Annotated in this window: 16 protein-coding genes; 3 read left to right on the top strand and 13 right to left on the bottom strand. The window is 41.4% G+C overall.

Going from position 1 to position 16,474, the window contains the following annotated elements; genetic code table 11:
- The 12 genes from AC1DPZ_RS02540 to AC1DPZ_RS02485 form a co-directional block, all read right to left on the bottom strand.
- The gene (locus AC1DPZ_RS02540; protein ID WP_477401033.1) at nucleotides 1–1,476 is read right to left on the bottom strand and encodes a DUF5687 family protein; all 1,476 of its coding nucleotides are present in this window, start codon (nucleotides 1,474–1,476) and stop codon (nucleotides 1–3) included.
- A gap of 203 nt (nucleotides 1,477–1,679) precedes the next feature.
- On the bottom strand, nucleotides 1,680–2,960 hold the full coding sequence (locus AC1DPZ_RS02535; RefSeq protein WP_477401032.1) for a replication-associated recombination protein A: 1,281 nt from the start codon (nucleotides 2,958–2,960) through the stop codon (nucleotides 1,680–1,682).
- Nucleotides 2,961–3,192: 232 nt separating this feature from the next.
- The gene (gene tatC / locus AC1DPZ_RS02530; protein ID WP_477401030.1) at nucleotides 3,193–4,056 is read right to left on the bottom strand and encodes a twin-arginine translocase subunit TatC; all 864 of its coding nucleotides are present in this window, start codon (nucleotides 4,054–4,056) and stop codon (nucleotides 3,193–3,195) included.
- 75 nt (nucleotides 4,057–4,131) lie between these two features.
- Nucleotides 4,132–5,466: an acetyl-CoA carboxylase biotin carboxylase subunit gene (gene accC / locus AC1DPZ_RS02525; protein WP_477401029.1), complete on the bottom strand. Its 1,335-nt coding sequence runs from the start codon at nucleotides 5,464–5,466 to the stop codon at nucleotides 4,132–4,134.
- 141 nt (nucleotides 5,467–5,607) lie between these two features.
- Entirely contained in the window at nucleotides 5,608–6,078 is a 471-nt protein-coding gene (gene accB, locus AC1DPZ_RS02520; RefSeq protein ID WP_477401027.1) for an acetyl-CoA carboxylase biotin carboxyl carrier protein, read from the bottom strand.
- A gap of 250 nt (nucleotides 6,079–6,328) precedes the next feature.
- Nucleotides 6,329–7,318 carry a beta-ketoacyl-ACP synthase III gene (locus AC1DPZ_RS02515; RefSeq protein WP_477401026.1) on the bottom strand — a complete coding sequence of 330 codons (990 nt, stop codon included), beginning with the start codon at nucleotides 7,316–7,318 and terminating at the stop codon, nucleotides 6,329–6,331.
- Between the two features lie 10 nt (nucleotides 7,319–7,328).
- A complete protein-coding gene (gene plsX, locus AC1DPZ_RS02510; RefSeq protein WP_477401025.1) occupies nucleotides 7,329–8,267 on the bottom strand; it encodes a phosphate acyltransferase PlsX in 939 nt (312 codons plus the stop codon).
- Between the two features lie 15 nt (nucleotides 8,268–8,282).
- Nucleotides 8,283–8,474 carry a 50S ribosomal protein L32 gene (gene rpmF / locus AC1DPZ_RS02505; protein ID WP_295716420.1) on the bottom strand — a complete coding sequence of 64 codons (192 nt, stop codon included), beginning with the start codon at nucleotides 8,472–8,474 and terminating at the stop codon, nucleotides 8,283–8,285.
- 16 nt (nucleotides 8,475–8,490) lie between these two features.
- On the bottom strand, nucleotides 8,491–9,015 hold the full coding sequence (locus tag AC1DPZ_RS02500; RefSeq protein ID WP_477401024.1) for a YceD family protein: 525 nt from the start codon (nucleotides 9,013–9,015) through the stop codon (nucleotides 8,491–8,493).
- Between the two features lie 276 nt (nucleotides 9,016–9,291).
- Nucleotides 9,292–10,089 (bottom strand): ABC transporter permease, encoded by a 798-nt coding sequence (locus AC1DPZ_RS02495; protein ID WP_477401022.1) that lies wholly within the window; start codon nucleotides 10,087–10,089, stop codon nucleotides 9,292–9,294.
- Nucleotides 10,090–10,094: 5 nt separating this feature from the next.
- The gene (locus AC1DPZ_RS02490) at nucleotides 10,095–10,994 is read right to left on the bottom strand and encodes an ABC transporter ATP-binding protein (protein ID WP_477401021.1); all 900 of its coding nucleotides are present in this window, start codon (nucleotides 10,992–10,994) and stop codon (nucleotides 10,095–10,097) included.
- Complete coding sequence (locus tag AC1DPZ_RS02485) at nucleotides 10,988–11,200, bottom strand: hypothetical protein (protein WP_477401020.1); 213 nt, start codon at nucleotides 11,198–11,200, stop codon at nucleotides 10,988–10,990. Before AC1DPZ_RS02485 ends, AC1DPZ_RS02490 begins: the two co-directional genes overlap by 7 nt.
- A gap of 239 nt (nucleotides 11,201–11,439) precedes the next feature.
- Between AC1DPZ_RS02485 and AC1DPZ_RS02480 the strand changes: the two genes are divergently transcribed.
- The 3 genes from AC1DPZ_RS02480 to AC1DPZ_RS02470 are packed head-to-tail and all read left to right on the top strand — an operon-like array spanning nucleotide 11,440 to nucleotide 14,620.
- A complete protein-coding gene (locus tag AC1DPZ_RS02480) occupies nucleotides 11,440–12,492 on the top strand; it encodes a sensor histidine kinase (RefSeq protein WP_477401019.1) in 1,053 nt (350 codons plus the stop codon).
- 15 nt (nucleotides 12,493–12,507) lie between these two features.
- Nucleotides 12,508–13,842 carry a 3-keto-disaccharide hydrolase gene (locus tag AC1DPZ_RS02475; RefSeq protein WP_477401017.1) on the top strand — a complete coding sequence of 445 codons (1,335 nt, stop codon included), beginning with the start codon at nucleotides 12,508–12,510 and terminating at the stop codon, nucleotides 13,840–13,842.
- A gap of 52 nt (nucleotides 13,843–13,894) precedes the next feature.
- The gene (locus AC1DPZ_RS02470) at nucleotides 13,895–14,620 is read left to right on the top strand and encodes a LytR/AlgR family response regulator transcription factor (RefSeq protein WP_477401016.1); all 726 of its coding nucleotides are present in this window, start codon (nucleotides 13,895–13,897) and stop codon (nucleotides 14,618–14,620) included.
- Between the two features lie 286 nt (nucleotides 14,621–14,906).
- Here the strand turns inward: AC1DPZ_RS02470 and AC1DPZ_RS02465 are convergent.
- A partial coding sequence (locus AC1DPZ_RS02465; protein ID WP_477401015.1) for an ABC transporter ATP-binding protein occupies nucleotides 14,907–16,474 on the bottom strand: 1,568 nt, incomplete at its 5' end.

The following is a 16,474-nucleotide window of genomic DNA, read 5'->3' as shown; positions in this document are numbered from 1 at the left end:
TTATTTATTTCTGAAGCCTTCGGCTATGGTATATCTTTTGGTGTAGTAATCTGTTTCGAGCACTTTTATCCAGTAGTCGCGGGTTAAGACACCGGTTATGCCAATAACCGCTATTAAAGCAAGCCCGATATCCGTATGTTTCAATAACGCGAACGGACTATAAATGATAAACGGCGTAATGATAAGCGGCAGCGACAGGATCCATTGTGTGGCACCAACGCCTTCCCAATTGAGTGCCGTACCTTTTGACAGATCGAGCCTTTTAAAATTGCGATTGGCAAAATACAGCACCATGGGGGTATTTACGCCAATGTTCCACAGGTACATCACAAAGTGTATCATTACCACACGCCATCCAAAATAAACATAAGGTATGGTGAGAATAAAAAACACGGTTGAGATAGCGGTAAACAGCAGGTACTTGGCTTTAATAAAATCGGCAAAGTTTATTTTGCTTACCAGTAAACCATCAAAGTGTGATGCCTGCCAGCCAAACATAAATTGGCCATAGTTGATAATGAAAATACCCGTCATGAACATGCCAGCAAAGACCTTGTAACCGTCGCCAAAGTGGGGGTTAGAATAAAATGTGAGTCCGTAAAACAAAAAAAATAACCCCATAACCAGTGCCGAGCGCGACCGTTTATTACGTAAAACCAGTTTAATTTCGTTAGCAGTTAAATCGCCAACAGAACCAAACCTTGATAAGAAGGGGATATCGGTACTGCTTTTATAGGAGCTTGCCTTGTGCGCGGTAAGATCCTCGAGGTAAAGGTTTTGTTTAAGATATACAAAGTTTAAATAATACATTGCCACGCCAAGGCTAACCGGCACCAAGGCCAAAGCTGGCATGGTAAGTAATTTACCGAAGAAGACGTAAGAGACAGCGCGTAGGGATGTGATATGCCATAAAAAATCGCTTACAATTATCAGGATCAAAACAGCCGCCGAAATTAAAAATACCCAGCCATTAATATTTGATTTCCTTTTAAGATAAAGTGCAAGGTAGTTGTTAAATAGAGTAAAGCCAGCTATAGCGATAATAAAAGCCGAAACAATTACCGCTCCCGAATCCGGGGCAATCGCCTTAAAAATAAAGGGTAAAAACAGCACAAAGGGCCACAGGTTAAATACGGATAATGTTGCACTTAAGGCCAGATACTTCACCAGGAAATTCCTTTTTATGGGCAGATGCAGGTAAGGCTGCACCCTAAGTGTGGGCAATTCCTGAAACTGCAGCCGCATGAGCAGATCAAAGAGAAAATAAATGAGGATGATACCACAAAAAGGGATGATCACTTCCTCGTTAGGAAAAGCGTGCTCCAAAAATTTATCCAGTAAAAACCCAACGACAAGCACATTTATAAACAGGTAAAGGATGAAAACGCCCATCACCACCCGTATGGCGATACTTTTCCCCGTATTTTTTGATCGCCAAAAAGCTTTTAATTCATGACTGATGAAGGATGTTACCATATACACACTAATTTAAACAAACGCGAATTGTACGAATCCATTCGATTTTCAAAAACTTTAAAACCAACTACCTGAAGCTGACAACATTAAACTCAAAAGAAATAACTGGCTTCCATATGCTATTTCGTGAGACCCGAATTAAATACTTCAATTCGTTTGAATCAATTCGTGAAATTCGATTCAATTAGTGTAACTCGTGTGAATCAATACTTATACCTATCGCCCCAAAGTTTTTTCAACTTCTCTTTTGATTCGTTTTCCTTAGCATTGTTACCCGGCTGGTATATTTTTGTTCCCCTGATTGCATCCGGTAAAAAATCGAGGTCGGTAAAATTGCCTTCATAGCTATGAGCATATTTATAATCTTTACCGTAGCCTATATTTTTCATGAATTTGGTGGGTGCGTTGCGCAGGTGCAGCGGAACAGGGAGATCGCCGGTTTGGCGTACCAATGCCATTGCTGCTCCAATGGCTGTTGTGGCCGAGTTGCTTTTAGCTGACGTTGCCAAATAAATGGCTGTTTGCGATAATATCAGTTGCGACTCTGGCATGCCTATTTTGTTCACTGCTTCAAAACAGCTCTGTGCCAACAAAAGAGCATTTGGATTGGCGTTTCCTATGTCCTCAGACGCCAGGATGAGCATACGGCGGGCGATGAATAGCGGATCCTCCCCACCAATGATCATCCGGGCCAGCCAATACACGGCCCCGTTGGGATCGCTGCCACGCATAGATTTGATAAAGGCCGAAATGATATCATAATGTTGCTCGCCTGTTTTATCATACAGGGCCATATTTTGCTGTACATGCTCCAGTACTACCTCATCGGTTAAAACTATCTCTGGGCTATCAAAAGCGTTTACAAGCAGTTCAAATATATTGAGCAGCTTACGGGCATCACCTCCCGATAAGCGCAGCAGGGCCTCATGATCTTTTATATTAATGCGCTTTTCTTTGAGCACAACATCATCCTTCATGGCTTTATCAAGCAGGTTCAGCAGGTCCTCCTCTTCCAAAGGTTTCAAAATGTATACCTGGCATCGCGACAGCAAGGCCGAGATCACCTCGAATGAAGGATTTTCTGTTGTTGCACCTATCAGCGTAACTATGCCCCGCTCAACCGCACCCAATAATGAATCCTGCTGCGATTTAGAAAAACGGTGAATTTCATCAATAAACAAAATGGGCAACGTTTCGCCTTGTTCTTTTAACAAAGATGCTTTTTCTATTACTTCGCGAACATCCTTCACTCCTGAATTAATTGCGCTAAGCGAAAAGAACGGGCGATATAATGATTGCGAAATGATATAGGCCAATGTAGTTTTACCCACCCCTGGTGGCCCCCAGAACAGCATAGAAGGCAACGCTCCCGATTCAATTGCCTTACGCAAAACCGCACCCGGACCAACAAGATGCTTTTGCCCCACATAATCATCTAACGATTTCGGGCGCAGACGTTCGGCTAATGGCGGGAGATTGGTCATGTAATTTAGATATGCAGATTTCAAATGTGGAAATACGCAGATGATGAGCTGCGTATGCGTACATTAATTAAGTTAAGCATTGTATCCTTCAAATGTGCAAATTGTGGCTTAATAAACAAAGCCCCACCGCTAATAAACGATGAGGCTTTCAATAAGTTTTTTTATTATCAGCTTATCTAAAATAGATTTACTTCTTCATCTGCACATTTGAAATCTGAAATCTGCACATCATTTAAAAGCCATCAGCTTCCGCTCTCTTCAATTTCCTTTTTTCCACAACCGCCGATACCAGGATACCTACTTCGTATAAAATAAATAGCGGGATACTTACCACAGTCATGGTCATCATATCAGGTGTAGGGGTTACAACAGCAGCTACAACCAATATGGCAACTATTGCATACCGCCTGGTGTCGCGCATAAACTTAGCTGTAAGTACGCCCAGGCTTGATAATACATACACTAAAATGGGCAGCTCAAAAACTACACCTGTTGCCAGGGTTAATGTAGCCACAGATGAAATGTAGGAGTCGATATCAAATAAATTATGGATTGATGAACTTACTGTATAACCCGAAAGAAAATTGATCGACTCGGGCGTAATAACATAGTAACCAAACAAAACTCCTGTAATGAACAGGCCGGTTGCGTAAAACACAAAACCCGATGCTGCTTTACGTTCTTTTTCATGCAACGCCGGACGTATAAAGCGCCATAATTCAAACAACAGGTAGGGGAAACCTAATGTGATACCAATTAATAATGATGAGTTAATTTGCAGGGTAAACTGCCCGGCCATCTCGGTATTTATGAGCTGGATGTTAATTTTATCAATACAAAAACCAGGGCGATGCAGGGCCTCACCCAGCGCGCAAAGCATCCGGTAAGTCCAGAAGGTTGGCTTGCTGGGACCCATAATAACGGTATCAAAAATCCAATCGTAATAATAAAAAACCACGCTGGTAAATACTACAATTGCTATGGAGGCCCGTATCAAATGCCATCTTAAAGCTTCAATATGGTCGAAGAACGACATTTCTGCCTCCATCGTTTTGCCTTTATCCTTTATGGCTTTAATTAATTTATTGTCGCTCATTATATATTTAATACCGCTGTATTAACGCTATTGTGCTAAGTACGTTCTATTGTATGAAGATAGTTTGAATTTATTTTACATTTCAAACGTGTCCATAAACTTGGTAGTAAAATTACCTGCACGGAAGTTTGCATCCTTTAACAATTTCAGGTGGAAAGGGATGGTTGTTTTTACACCTTCAATTACAAACTCGCTTAAGGCGCGCTCCATGGTACTTAAAGCCTCCTCGCGTGTTTGAGCGCAGCAAATTACTTTTGCTATCATAGAATCATAGTTTGGCGGTATTACATACCCCGTATAAACATGGGTATCAATACGTACACCATGTCCGCCCGGCGAATGAAAATTGGTTATTTTACCGGGTGAAGGGCGGAAATTGTTATAAGGGTCTTCGGCATTGATACGACACTCAATGGCATGCATGGTTGGCTCGTAATTTTTACCAGAGATCGGAATTCCCGATGCAACCTTAATCTGTTCTTTGATCAGGTCGAAGTTGATCACCTCTTCGGTAACCGGGTGTTCTACCTGGATCCGGGTGTTCATTTCCATGAAGTAGAAGTTACGGTCTTTATCAACCAAAAACTCTACAGTACCGGCACCTTCGTATTTTACAGCCTTCGCTCCTTTTATAGCAGCTTCGCCCATTTTTTTGCGAAGTTTTTCGGTCATAAATGGTGATGGAGATTCTTCAACCAATTTTTGGTGACGGCGTTGAATAGAACAATCCCGTTCAGACAAATGGCATACTTTACCATACTGATCACCCACTACCTGGATCTCGATGTGCCGCGGATCCTGAACATATTTTTCAAGGTACAGGCCATCGTTGCCAAAGGCAGCGCCAGATTCGGCACGGGCAGAATCCCACGCGTTCTCAAACTCGCTGTCTTGCCAAACAATACRCATACCGCGGCCACCGCCACCTGCAGTTGCTTTTAGTATTACGGGGTAGCCTATTTTATTAGCTATAGCGATACCCGATTTAATATCAGTAAGTAATCCATCAGATCCCGGCACAATAGGTACACCGGCTTTTTTCATGGTTTCTTTAGCTGAAGCTTTATCGCCCATTGAGTTGATCTGATCGGCAGTAGCACCAATGAATTTAATTCCGTAATCGGCACAAATAGCCGAGAATTTGGCATTTTCTGATAGGAAACCATAACCCGGATGTATAGCATCCGCGTTGGTAAGCTCGGCAGCCGAAATGATGTTAGGAATATTCAAATAAGAATCGCGGCTTGGAGGGGGGCCTATACAAACAGCTTCATCAGCAAAACGTACATGAAGGCTATCTCGGTCGGCAGTTGAATATACAGCTATGGTTTTAATACCCATCTCTTTGCAGGTACGGATAATTCGCAGGGCTATCTCGCCCCGGTTAGCTATTAATATTTTTTTAAACATGGTTTCTTTGATGTGCAAATTACAAATGTGCAAATATGCAGATGAAAAATATTAATGATTGATGTTCAATTGTGTAAACTACAAATGTGCAAATGAATTAAAAATCATCTGCACATTTGAAATCCGCACATTTGCACATCGTTATATAGGTTCTACTAAAAATAAAGGTTGGTCGTACTCTACCGGCGATGAGTTATCAACCAGTACTTTCACAATACGGCCCGATATTTCTGATTCAATTTCGTTGAAAAGCTTCATGGCTTCAATGATACAAACCACGCTGCCTGCTTTAATTTCGTCGCCAACATTTACAAACAATGGTTTATCAGGACTTGCCGAGCGGTAAAAAGTACCAATCATCGGCGATTTGATAGTAAGATACTTAGATGTATCCGGACCAACAGGTAGTGCAGGAGCAGCTGGCTCAATTGCAACCGGGGCTGCCGGCAACGCAGCTGGAGCAGTTTGTGCCGGTATGCTGGCATGAATAACTTGCGGCTGTGTCTCGTTGGTTTTTATAGTGATCTTAAAATCTTTCTGCTCAATTGACACTTCGTTTACGCCCGATTTTGACACAAAGCGAATAAGGTCCTGAATTTGTTTAATATCCATAGTGGGATTAATTGGTTTGGGACAAAGTTTTATTATCTAAGTTAATTGCAAATGTGCAGATTTAAGATGTGCAAATATGCAGATGTGCAGATTATTTTTACCTCTTATTTATTAGTTAATTAACGGTATTAATATGCGATTTTATATTTATAATTATTACCTATTACGCAATTTAACATTTAATAATGGTTGGATGTTTTAAATTTCTAATATACATCGCGCCATATTTGCACATCTATAATCTGTACATCTAATAAGCCCACCTTAGGTAGATGGAACCCCAGGTAAAGCCGCCGCCAAAGGCCGCTAAAATAAGGGTATCGCCTTTTTTAAATTTACTTTCCCACTCCCATAAACATAGTGGAATGGTGCCGTTTGTTGTATTGCCGTAACGTTCAATGTTAATGATCACCTTATCATCGCTTAAGCCGGTGCGCCTTGCGGTGGCATCAATAATGCGTTTATTGGCCTGGTGAGGTACCAGCCATGCAACATCATCGGCAGTTAGGTTATTGCGTTCCATTACCTCATGAGCCACATCGGCCATATTGGTAACCGCGAATTTAAAAACAGCCTGGCCTTCCTGGTAAGCATAGTGCTCACGGGCATCAACTGTTTCATGTGATGCGGGCTTTACAGATCCTCCTGCTTTTTGGTGCAGGTAAGCAACGCCCGAGCCATCACTTTTTAATATGGAATCCATGATCCCGTTGCCTTCATCATTGGGTTCAAGCAAAACGGCACCGCAGCCATCGCCAAAAATAATGCAGGTAGCCCTATCTTGATAGTTGGTTATTGATGACATTTTATCACCGCCAACTACTAATACTTTTTTATGCTTGCCGCTCTCGATAAACTGTGAACCTGTTGCAAGGCCAAATATAAAGCCCGAACATGCAGCCGAAAGATCATATCCCCAGGCGTTTTTTGCGCCAATTTTATTTGCTAAAATATTTGCGGTAGCCGGGAAAACAAAGTCGGGTGTAGTGGTGCAAAAAATAATAAGGTCAAGTTCTTCGGCACCGATACCGCGTTTTTTTAGTAATGCCTGCACAGCAGGTACAGCCAAATCAGATGTACCCAAACCTTCGCCCTTTAATATACGGCGCTCTTTAATGCCTGTACGGCTCACAATCCACTCGTCGTTAGTATCAACCAATGTTTCCAGTTCCTGGTTGGTTAATACGTAGTCGGGCACGTAACCATGTACAGCAGTAATAGCGGCATGAATTTTACTCATCTTTATATTTTTACTGAAAAGCTTGTTTTATTTTATCAACCAGGCCGCTCTCAACCATGTTTTTTGATAAAAGGATCATGTTTTTAATAGCCTCGGGATTTGATATGCCATGGCCAACAACAACGGGAGCATTTACACCCAAAATAGGGCTGCCACCGTATTGTTCATAGTTGAACCTATCGAAAAACTCATCCTTAAACTGTTTTTTGCGGGTGATAACATAAAACGTTTCGGCAAGCTTTAATATTACATTGCCTGTAAAACCATCGCACACAAAAACATCGGCCCCCTCGCTAAATAAGTCGCGCCCTTCAACATTACCAACAAAATTAAACAGCTTGGTTTCCTTCATTAAAGGATAGGTGGCCTGGCAAAGAATATTACCTTTCTCTTCCTCTTCGCCAATGTTAATGAGTGCTACACGCGGGTTATCAATATTATAAACCGCCTGGGCAAATAAGCTGCCCAATATGCCAAACTGCAATAAAACTTCGGGTTTACAATCGGCATTGGCACCTACGTCCAACAAAATACCCAAACCTCCTTCAAGTTTGGGTACAATAGTGGTCATTGCAGGGCGCACCACGCCCGGAATAGTTTTTACACTAAACATAGAACCAACCAGCATAGCACCAGTGTTGCCAGCCGACGAGAACGCCTGAATTTGTCCCTCCTTAAGCAGTTGAAAACCAACCGAAATACTCGAATTTGGTTTTTGTACAATAGCTTTTGTAGGGTGTTCGCCCATACCAATCACTTCGGTTGTATGTACAAACTCGAAATGATCGGGGCTAACATTATTTTCTTGAAGAATAGTAGCAGCGACTTCTTTATCTCCAATAAGTACCAGTTTTTGGTCGGCAGATAAAGCCTTATAAGCTTCGATTGCTCCTAAAACAGTTGCTTTGGGAGCAAAATCACCGCCCATAATATCTAAGCCAATCTTCATTTTCAGAAAATAAACTTATGCTACAGCTGCTTTCTCAATAAGTACTTTACCGTTGTAGTAAAGGTTACCATCAACAGTATAAGCTCTGTGCGGCAAATGTATGGCACCTGTAGTTTGGCAGGTAGTTAATGATGGGGCTACAGCTTTGTAATGAGTTCTGCGCTTATCTCTTCTTGATTTGGATATTTTACGTTTTGGATGTGGCATGATCCTGTTATGTTTATTATTTATTTATTTTTTTGAGTACATCCCACCGTGGGTCTGTATGCTCGGTTTGTTCTTCGTTTCCCGAAAGGTTTTTCAACTTTTCGAGCATTTCTGTATCACAATATGGGGTGTTACCCTCGTTGTCACATACCGATATAAATGGCATGGCAACATTTATATATTCATATATTAACCCCGCGATATTGATCTCGTGATCATTTTTGCTAAGGGTGATAATCTCATCGTCCTCATCAATTGGCTCCTCGCTAAATTTAGCTATCTGTTGTTCGGCAATATCCAGCAATTGTGGATATTGGGCCAAACACCTATCGCAATTTGCATCAACGGTGCCTTTGATCACAAAATTCAGAATGATCATTGTTTCCTGTTTATCCAAATCTACGGAGCACTGCAAGTTAGCCTTTTTAACCAGCGAATATTCAAATTCGTTAAAAAAAGCGTCATCAACAGTAAATTCAAACTGGTGTTTCCCCAGCTTAAGTCCTGTAAAAGGAATCGAATATGTTCTAAGCGATTTCAATGAGCAACAATTAGCCCGCAAATGTAGGGAAAAATACGATAAGTGGAAAGTGTTTTTTTCTTTTTGAGATGAAAGGCATAAGGTGAGGATAAACACATGTTTTTTGCCGCACCTTAAAGGTTGTCTCCAATGCTGCAAAACCAATTTTATAAACCAGTTTTTGAGTCATTGTTGTTTTACAAATGTGACATGCCAAAAGCTGAGGGCCTATTATTTTAGTGTGCCGACGAACAATAAATTATATTGAAATATCTGCATACCCACTCAACCATGCATCTATTTCACGCTCTTTTTTAGCACAATAAAATAACCCACTATAAAAACAACCACTCCTACCGCCAGGCTTACAAATACATCTTTAGTGAACACATCTATTTGTATTTCCGTTATCCGCTTGTCTCCGTGGCGCATCATGGTAGTTATAGCCACCATTGGATGCGAATAAGGAAAAAGGTAACAATACTCCCAATTTTTGGATGCTAAAATTACACCCGTTATAGTACAAACAAAGCCAATACCCATTGGCTTCAAAAAATCCGACCAAAGTAAGCTCAGCAGGAACTGTATTGATAATATGCCTAATGATGATAAAAACAGCTTAAAATACATTTCTGCAAGTTGTTTCTCCATATGGTAATTATCAAACCTGAGGTCGGGCTTTACCACACTTAATAAATTACCAAAGCCAATGGTGAATAGTACAAATAGTGCAAGCGTTACAAGTATCAGGAAAATAGCATAGGTAAACTTTGCCCCATATACAGACCATCTTGATATTGGCAAACTAAATAAGCTTTTCCATGTATCTGATTTATGTTCGATACTATTTACAGAGTACGCAATAAAAATGGTAAACATGGGCAACAGTAACGAGCCCATTATGCCCATTATAGCGCCGGCAAACTGCACCCATAGCATCATTGGAGGCGTGCCCGCAAGTTTTTCACTTTTAACAAGAAATCCTACAAAAAGCAGGGAGCATATGAGTAATGGCAGTAAAACAGAGGCCCAAAATCCCAAGGTTTTGCGGCTCTTATAAAACTCCGACCGGAACGATAATATAAATCCTTTCATATGGTTCAGGCATTTTGGGTAATATCTAAAAATAATCGCTCAAGGTCTTTTTGCTGCTTCCCAATACTATATATAGCGTAGCCATTGCGGTGTAGTAAGGAATTGATCTCGGCGGTTTTTTCTTTACTTACGTATGTTACATATAGGTATTTATCGGTAACATCGGTAACCTTAAAACCGTTGCGGGTAAGTAAATTGGCGGCATCTACCGTATTATCGGCCTCAATGCATACCAACGGCTGGCTCAATGCCTGCAACTCGGCTATGCTTCCCTGAAAAAGCAGCTCGCCATTATTAATGATACCTACGTGGGTAGCCATGCGTTCCACTTCGGCCAGCAAATGGCTTGATATAAATACGGTTTTGTTATATTTAGTTACCAGTTTGATGAGAAGCTCACGTACTTCAATAATTCCGTTGGGATCAAGGCCATTAGTTGGCTCATCCAATATAAGAAGCTTGGGATCGGCAAGCAGGGCCAGCGCAATGCCCAGGCGTTGTTTCATACCTAAGGAATACTGCCCTGCTTTTTTATCGGCAGCATTGGTAAGCTGTACCAGGGTCAGCATTTCGTCAACCCGCTTTATGGGTACCTGTAACAACAGGGCACGATTAAGTAAATTTTCTTTCCCGCTAAGATGAAGGTAAATAGCAGGCTGCTCAATAAGTGAACCTATTTGTGATAGTATATTGATGCGGTGGTGTTGAATATCCTGTTCAAATATGCGGATGCTGCCACTTTGTACTTTTAGCAGGTTTAACAGGAGTTTGATGGTAGTGGTTTTCCCGGCGCCGTTTGGGCCAAGAAAACCATATATGCTTCCCTCAGGAACTTGCAGGCCCAATGATTTAACAACCTGCTGATCGCCGAAGTTGAAAGATAATCCTTCGGTACGGATTACCATACATCGTTACTTTTTGCTATAGAGCAAACAGTTTTAACAAGGGTTATACCTTTGTAAAACAACGACGTAGCATGTACAGCTGAATTCCCCATTATACATGATTCCTTTTTTTGTTCAAACTGATAGCTTACCCCTAAAATTAAGGCAAACATTACAGGTATCAGTAACATGATAAAAGGATTTGAATTTTTGATAAGCGTTTTCATTGCAAGTGATTTGATAGAACAAAGAAATACTTATTTCGTCACCTGCTAAAAAGTATTAGACCAACACACAGAGTTTATAGATGAACTGTTTTTTTAACACTTTAACCGGTTCATCGATCATTAAAGCCGGTTCATCGACAAAATAAATTACTATATATAAATATCCACTTGTATAACAATCAAAATATTAAATTACATGCCGTTACCACTGGTATATTATAAGGTATTTAATCACAGCAATGCAGGATTCTATTTCAACAGATAAACAAACCCGTATTACAAAAACAGCCTGGCATATTTTCTGGCATTTACTTTTTTGGCTGGCCATGATCTCGTTTTTCGTGTTCCTCGCAACCCTCAATGATCACTTGAATACCAAACAATTACTGGTTATATTTTTGTTATATCCTGCAATCAATATCAGTTTGTTTTACCTTAACTTTCTTGTATATATCCCACAATTCCTTGATAAAAAACGTTACTGGGCTTATGCCTTTGTTATCGTAATCACTATTGTTGTTTATGGTATTGGGAAATATGGTATGGGCCTGCTTTTCAAGGATATAGTACTTACCCGTATGAAAGGCCAGACCATCAGCTTTACTGCCTATTTTTTCAGTACGGTTTTTGCCAGTTTGATATTTGTTTTCCTGAGTACTGTACTCAAATTTACAACCGACTGGTTCATGAACGAACGCATCCAGCGCGAACTGGAAAATCAACGATTGAGCGCCGAACTGGCCTTCCTGAAATCACAGATAAACCCTCATTTTTTGTTCAACTCGCTAAACAGCATTTACTCGCTTGCCTATCAGCGATCTGAAACAACACCCGAAGCGATTCTGAAGTTATCAGAAATTATGCGTTATATGCTRTATGAGTGTAATGACAACAAGGTTGATTTGAGTAAGGAGCTCCAATACCTGCACAACTATATCGACCTGCAAAAGATCCGCTTCGGGAATAAGGCATTTATTGATTTTAAAGTAATGGGAGATGTAACCAACCAGCAAATCGTTCCTTTGCTGCTTATCGCTTTTATCGAGAACGCTTTTAAACACGGCGTGGCTAATGATGTAATGACGCCTATAAAACTGCTCATTAATGTTGAAGAGTGTAAGCTTCACTTTTACATTCAGAATAAAAAGCATACCCATAATCGTGATGCCATAGGCGGCATAGGTTTAACTAATGTGCAAAGGCGACTTAATTTGCTCTATACCGGAAAATATACTTTAAATATCAGGGACGAAGCAGACACCTATACTTGCGAATTATCTATAGTTTTATAAGATAATAACCAAACCATGAACCAGTTAAAAACCACCTTACTTTTCCTTTGGTTAGCCGTATGCGGATACAATGCTTCAGCTCAAAATGATCCTAAACTTACTGAAGTATGGGATCCGGAACCGGCTGTAGTATTACCGGGTGTGGGTAATAAAGCTCCATCGGATGCTATTATACTATTTGATGGAAAAAACCTTAATGAGTGGACCAATCAAAAAGGAATGYCGCCAGGCTGGACGATTAAGGATGGTATCCTCACCGTTAAGCCAGGCAGCGGATCCATCATCACCAGGAGAAACTTTGCGGATTGCCAGCTGCATATCGAATGGCGTACGCCAGCAATAGTTAAAGGTGAGGGCCAGGAGCGTGGCAACAGCGGCGTGATCATGCAAAGCCGTTACGAACTGCAAATATTGGATAGTTATAAAAACCGCACCTACTCCAACGGGCAGGCAGGCTCTGTTTACAAACAACATGTGCCTTTGGTGAACGCCTCGCTTAAACCCGGGGTTTGGCAAAAGTATGATATTATTTATACCGCTCCGCGTTTTAACCTGGATAGCTCACTTAAAACGCCGGCATACATTACTGTTTTGCATAATGGCGTGCTGGTGCAAAACCATGTGGCAATAAAAGGCACAGTAGCGCATGTTGGTCAGCCAAAATACACGAAGCATAATTTTGCACAGCCATTGTTATTACAGGAACATGAGTTCCCGGTATCGTTCCGCAACATATGGATCAGGGAGATCAATGTACAAAAATTGTTTAACGGCAAGGATAAAACAGGTTGGTATACATTTTTAGATACGCTGGGTAAAAACAATGATATCCATAACAACTTCGCCGTGGAAAATGGTTCAGTGCATGTAATGGGCAAGTACTTTGGGTATATGAGCACCTTAAAATCGTACTCCAATTATTACCTCAAAGTAGTATTTAAGTGGGGCACCAAACAGTACTTTCCACGCCAGAAAGGCAAGCGTGACGCGGGCATTCTTTACCATTTTGGATTAATGGAAAAGGATACAGTTTGGCCAAAATCAATAGAGTTTCAAATACAGGAACAGGATTGCGGCGACTTTTGGTGCGTAAAACATACCAATGTAGATTCGCCAAATAAATGGGAAGTAGCATGGGACCAGAAGCATATTTTCCGCACGGCAGATTTTGAAAAACCCCGCGGCGAATGGAACACCCTGGAGATCATTTGCAACGGCAACCAGATAGAACATTATGTAAACGAACACCTGGTGAACTGGGGTACAGGTTCGGTGGCCGAAGGACGGATCCTACTGCAATCAGAAGGGGCCGAGATCTTTTATAAATCGGTAGAGTTAACACCGTTTTAACAGGAATAAAAAAATTTAATTTTTAAATCATTTTAACACTTATTTTTACAGCATGATCAGATGCCTGGTAGTTGATGATGAGCCTTTAGCGCTGCATATATTGGAAGATTATATATCCAAAATGCCTTTTTTGCAATTGGTGAAAGCCACAACCAATCCTATTGAGGCCCTTACACTGGTACAGGCAGGCAATATCGACCTGGTGTTTTTAGATGTGCAAATGCCAGAGCTTACCGGCATACAGTTTTTAAAAATTGCCAATGGCAAGGCCAAAGTGATATTAACAACCGCATACCCGCAATACGCGCTTGAAGGATATGAATTGGATGTGGTTGATTACCTATTAAAGCCAATAGCTTTTGACAGGTTTTTTAAGTCGGTACAAAAAGCGCAAACTATTATACAGCCGGTTACCAAAACCGTTATCCAGTCGGAGCCCGCGCAACAGGATGATTTTTCGACAGACTTTATCTTCGTAAAAACCGAGCATAAAATACAAAAGGTTTACCTGCACGATATTTTGTTTATTGAAGGCCTGAAGGATTACATATCCATATTTACCCCTGCCGAGCGCATCATTACGCTGCAGGGGATGAAAAAGATGGAAGACGCCCTGCCCGAAAAGCATTTTGTAAGGGTACATAAATCATACATCGTGGCCTTAAACAAAATTGACAGCATCGAACGCAGCCGCATCCAGATAGGGGAAAAGATTATCCCGGTAGGCGACACCTACCGCGATGAATTTTTTAAGATCATTGATGATAAGAATGTTTAGCCCCCTAACCCCCTGAAGGGGGAACTATGGTGGTTAGTCCTTGGACATGAGCATGAGGTTTTTTCCAAGAAAAACTTTCTTGTCGTCCTGAACGAAGTGAAGGATCTATTGTTCGCCATGCTTCTTCGCCCGGTAAAGTTTGCGAATAGATCCTTCACTTGGTTCAGGAAGACAAATCTTTCAAACGTTATTTCCGTTGGGAGTTTTGCTAAATTCTATACTCGCAATAAGGTGATGGTAACGCCTTGTCGCTTGATTCAAAATTTGCACATCTGAAATCCGCACCCTACTCTACCTCCACGGTAAGCTTCTCGCCTATTTGCTGGCGCCACATGGCATAGTAAAGGCCTTTCTGAGTTATAAGGTCCAGATGCCTTCCCTGTTCAATTATACGGCCTTTTTCGAGCACGTAAATGCAATCGGCGTGCATAATGGTTGACAGGCGATGGGCTATCAGGATAGTAACATGGTTTTCCAGTTCGGATACGTTGCGGATGGTTTCGGTGATCTCTTCTTCGGTTATGGAATCTAATGACGACGTAGCTTCGTCAAACACCAGGATATCTGGCTTACGCAACAGCGCGCGGGCTATGGAGAGGCGTTGTTTCTCTCCTCCGGATACTTTTACACCACCCTCACCAATTACGGTGCTCAGGCCTTTATCAGCCCGGGCCAGCAAGGTTTGGCAGGCCGCACGCTGTAATACGTTCATGCACTCCTCGTCGGTAGCATTGGGGCGAACGAACAGCAGGTTCTCACGAATAGTACCCGAGAATAACTGCGTATCCTGTGTAACAAAACCTATCTTTTCGCGCAATTGGTCAAGGTCGATCTCCTTACTTAAAATATTGTTGTATAAAATATCCCCTTCCAATGGTTGATATAAGCCTACCAGTAATTTTACCAGTGTAGTTTTCCCTGAGCCCGAAGGACCAACAAAAGCAATAGTTTCGCCGGTATTGGTTTCAAAGCTGATGTGGTTTAGCGCGTTGCGATTGGCCGTTAAGTGCTTAAAGGTAACATTACTGAAGGTTAAGGTATTCACTTTTTCGAGCAATACTGGCTTCTCAGGTTTTTTGTCAATAGGCGTACTCAAAATTCCCTTAAAGTTACCCAGGGATACTTCCGCTTCGCGCCAGGACAGGATCACATTGCCTAACTCCTGCAACGGGTTAAACAAAAAGAATGAGTAAAATAAAAAGCTAAAATATTGTCCTGGCGATATGGTGGTTTTGAATATGAGCATCAATAGTACAACCACCATTACACTACGTACAAAGTTTACCGTTGTACCCTGCACAAAGCTCATGCTACGTACGTATTTTACTTTCTTAAGTTCCAGATCAAGGATCTTATAAGTGGTGTTATTCAGTCTTTCTATTTCCTGCTTGGCAAGGCCGAGGCTTTTTACCAGCTCGATGTTCCTTAATGATTCGGTAGTTGAACCGGCAAGGGCTGTAGTTTCTGAAACAATCTTTTTTTGAATGGTTTTAATCTTGCGGCTCATGGCCATGCTCACAAAAGTGATGATAGGTATCGCTGCAAAATATACCAGTGTTACCTGGTAACTAACACTTACCGAGTACACAATAACAAATACCATCCCGATAAGTGATACAAACAATATGCTGATAAAGGCGGTAATAAACTTTTCACAATCCAACCGAACCTTTTGTAATATGCCCAGAGTTTCGCCGCTGCGCTGGTCTTCAAAAACCTGGTAAGGTAATTCAAGCGAATGACGCAGACCATCGGCGTACATTTCGGCACCCACCTTTTGAGTAATAATATTGGTAAAATAATCCTGGAAGTTTTTTGCAATGCGAGATACCATGGCCACGCCAATAGCTGCGC

The organism is Mucilaginibacter sp. P4_G9 (genome assembly GCF_056400985.1).
Note: the sequence above shows the minus strand (reverse complement) of the source record. Positions and strands in the feature narration are given on the sequence as shown.

Coding starts and splice junctions, on each gene's coding strand:
- AC1DPZ_RS02540 (WP_477401033.1), bottom strand. CDS start 1,476: ATGGTAACATCCTTCATCAGTCATGAATTAAAAGCTTTTTGGCGATCA.
- AC1DPZ_RS02535 (WP_477401032.1), bottom strand. CDS start 2,960: ATGACCAATCTCCCGCCATTAGCCGAACGTCTGCGCCCGAAATCGTTA.
- tatC (WP_477401030.1), bottom strand. CDS start 4,056: ATGAGCGACAATAAATTAATTAAAGCCATAAAGGATAAAGGCAAAACG.
- accB (WP_477401027.1), bottom strand. CDS start 6,078: ATGGATATTAAACAAATTCAGGACCTTATTCGCTTTGTGTCAAAATCG.
- AC1DPZ_RS02515 (WP_477401026.1), bottom strand. CDS start 7,318: ATGAGTAAAATTCATGCCGCTATTACTGCTGTACATGGTTACGTGCCC.
- plsX (WP_477401025.1), bottom strand. CDS start 8,267: ATGAAGATTGGCTTAGATATTATGGGCGGTGATTTTGCTCCCAAAGCA.
- rpmF (WP_295716420.1), bottom strand. CDS start 8,474: ATGCCACATCCAAAACGTAAAATATCCAAATCAAGAAGAGATAAGCGC.
- AC1DPZ_RS02495 (WP_477401022.1), bottom strand. CDS start 10,089: ATGAAAGGATTTATATTATCGTTCCGGTCGGAGTTTTATAAGAGCCGC.
- AC1DPZ_RS02490 (WP_477401021.1), bottom strand. CDS start 10,994: ATGGTAATCCGTACCGAAGGATTATCTTTCAACTTCGGCGATCAGCAG.
- AC1DPZ_RS02485 (WP_477401020.1), bottom strand. CDS start 11,200: ATGAAAACGCTTATCAAAAATTCAAATCCTTTTATCATGTTACTGATA.
- AC1DPZ_RS02470 (WP_477401016.1), top strand. CDS start 13,895: ATGATCAGATGCCTGGTAGTTGATGATGAGCCTTTAGCGCTGCATATA.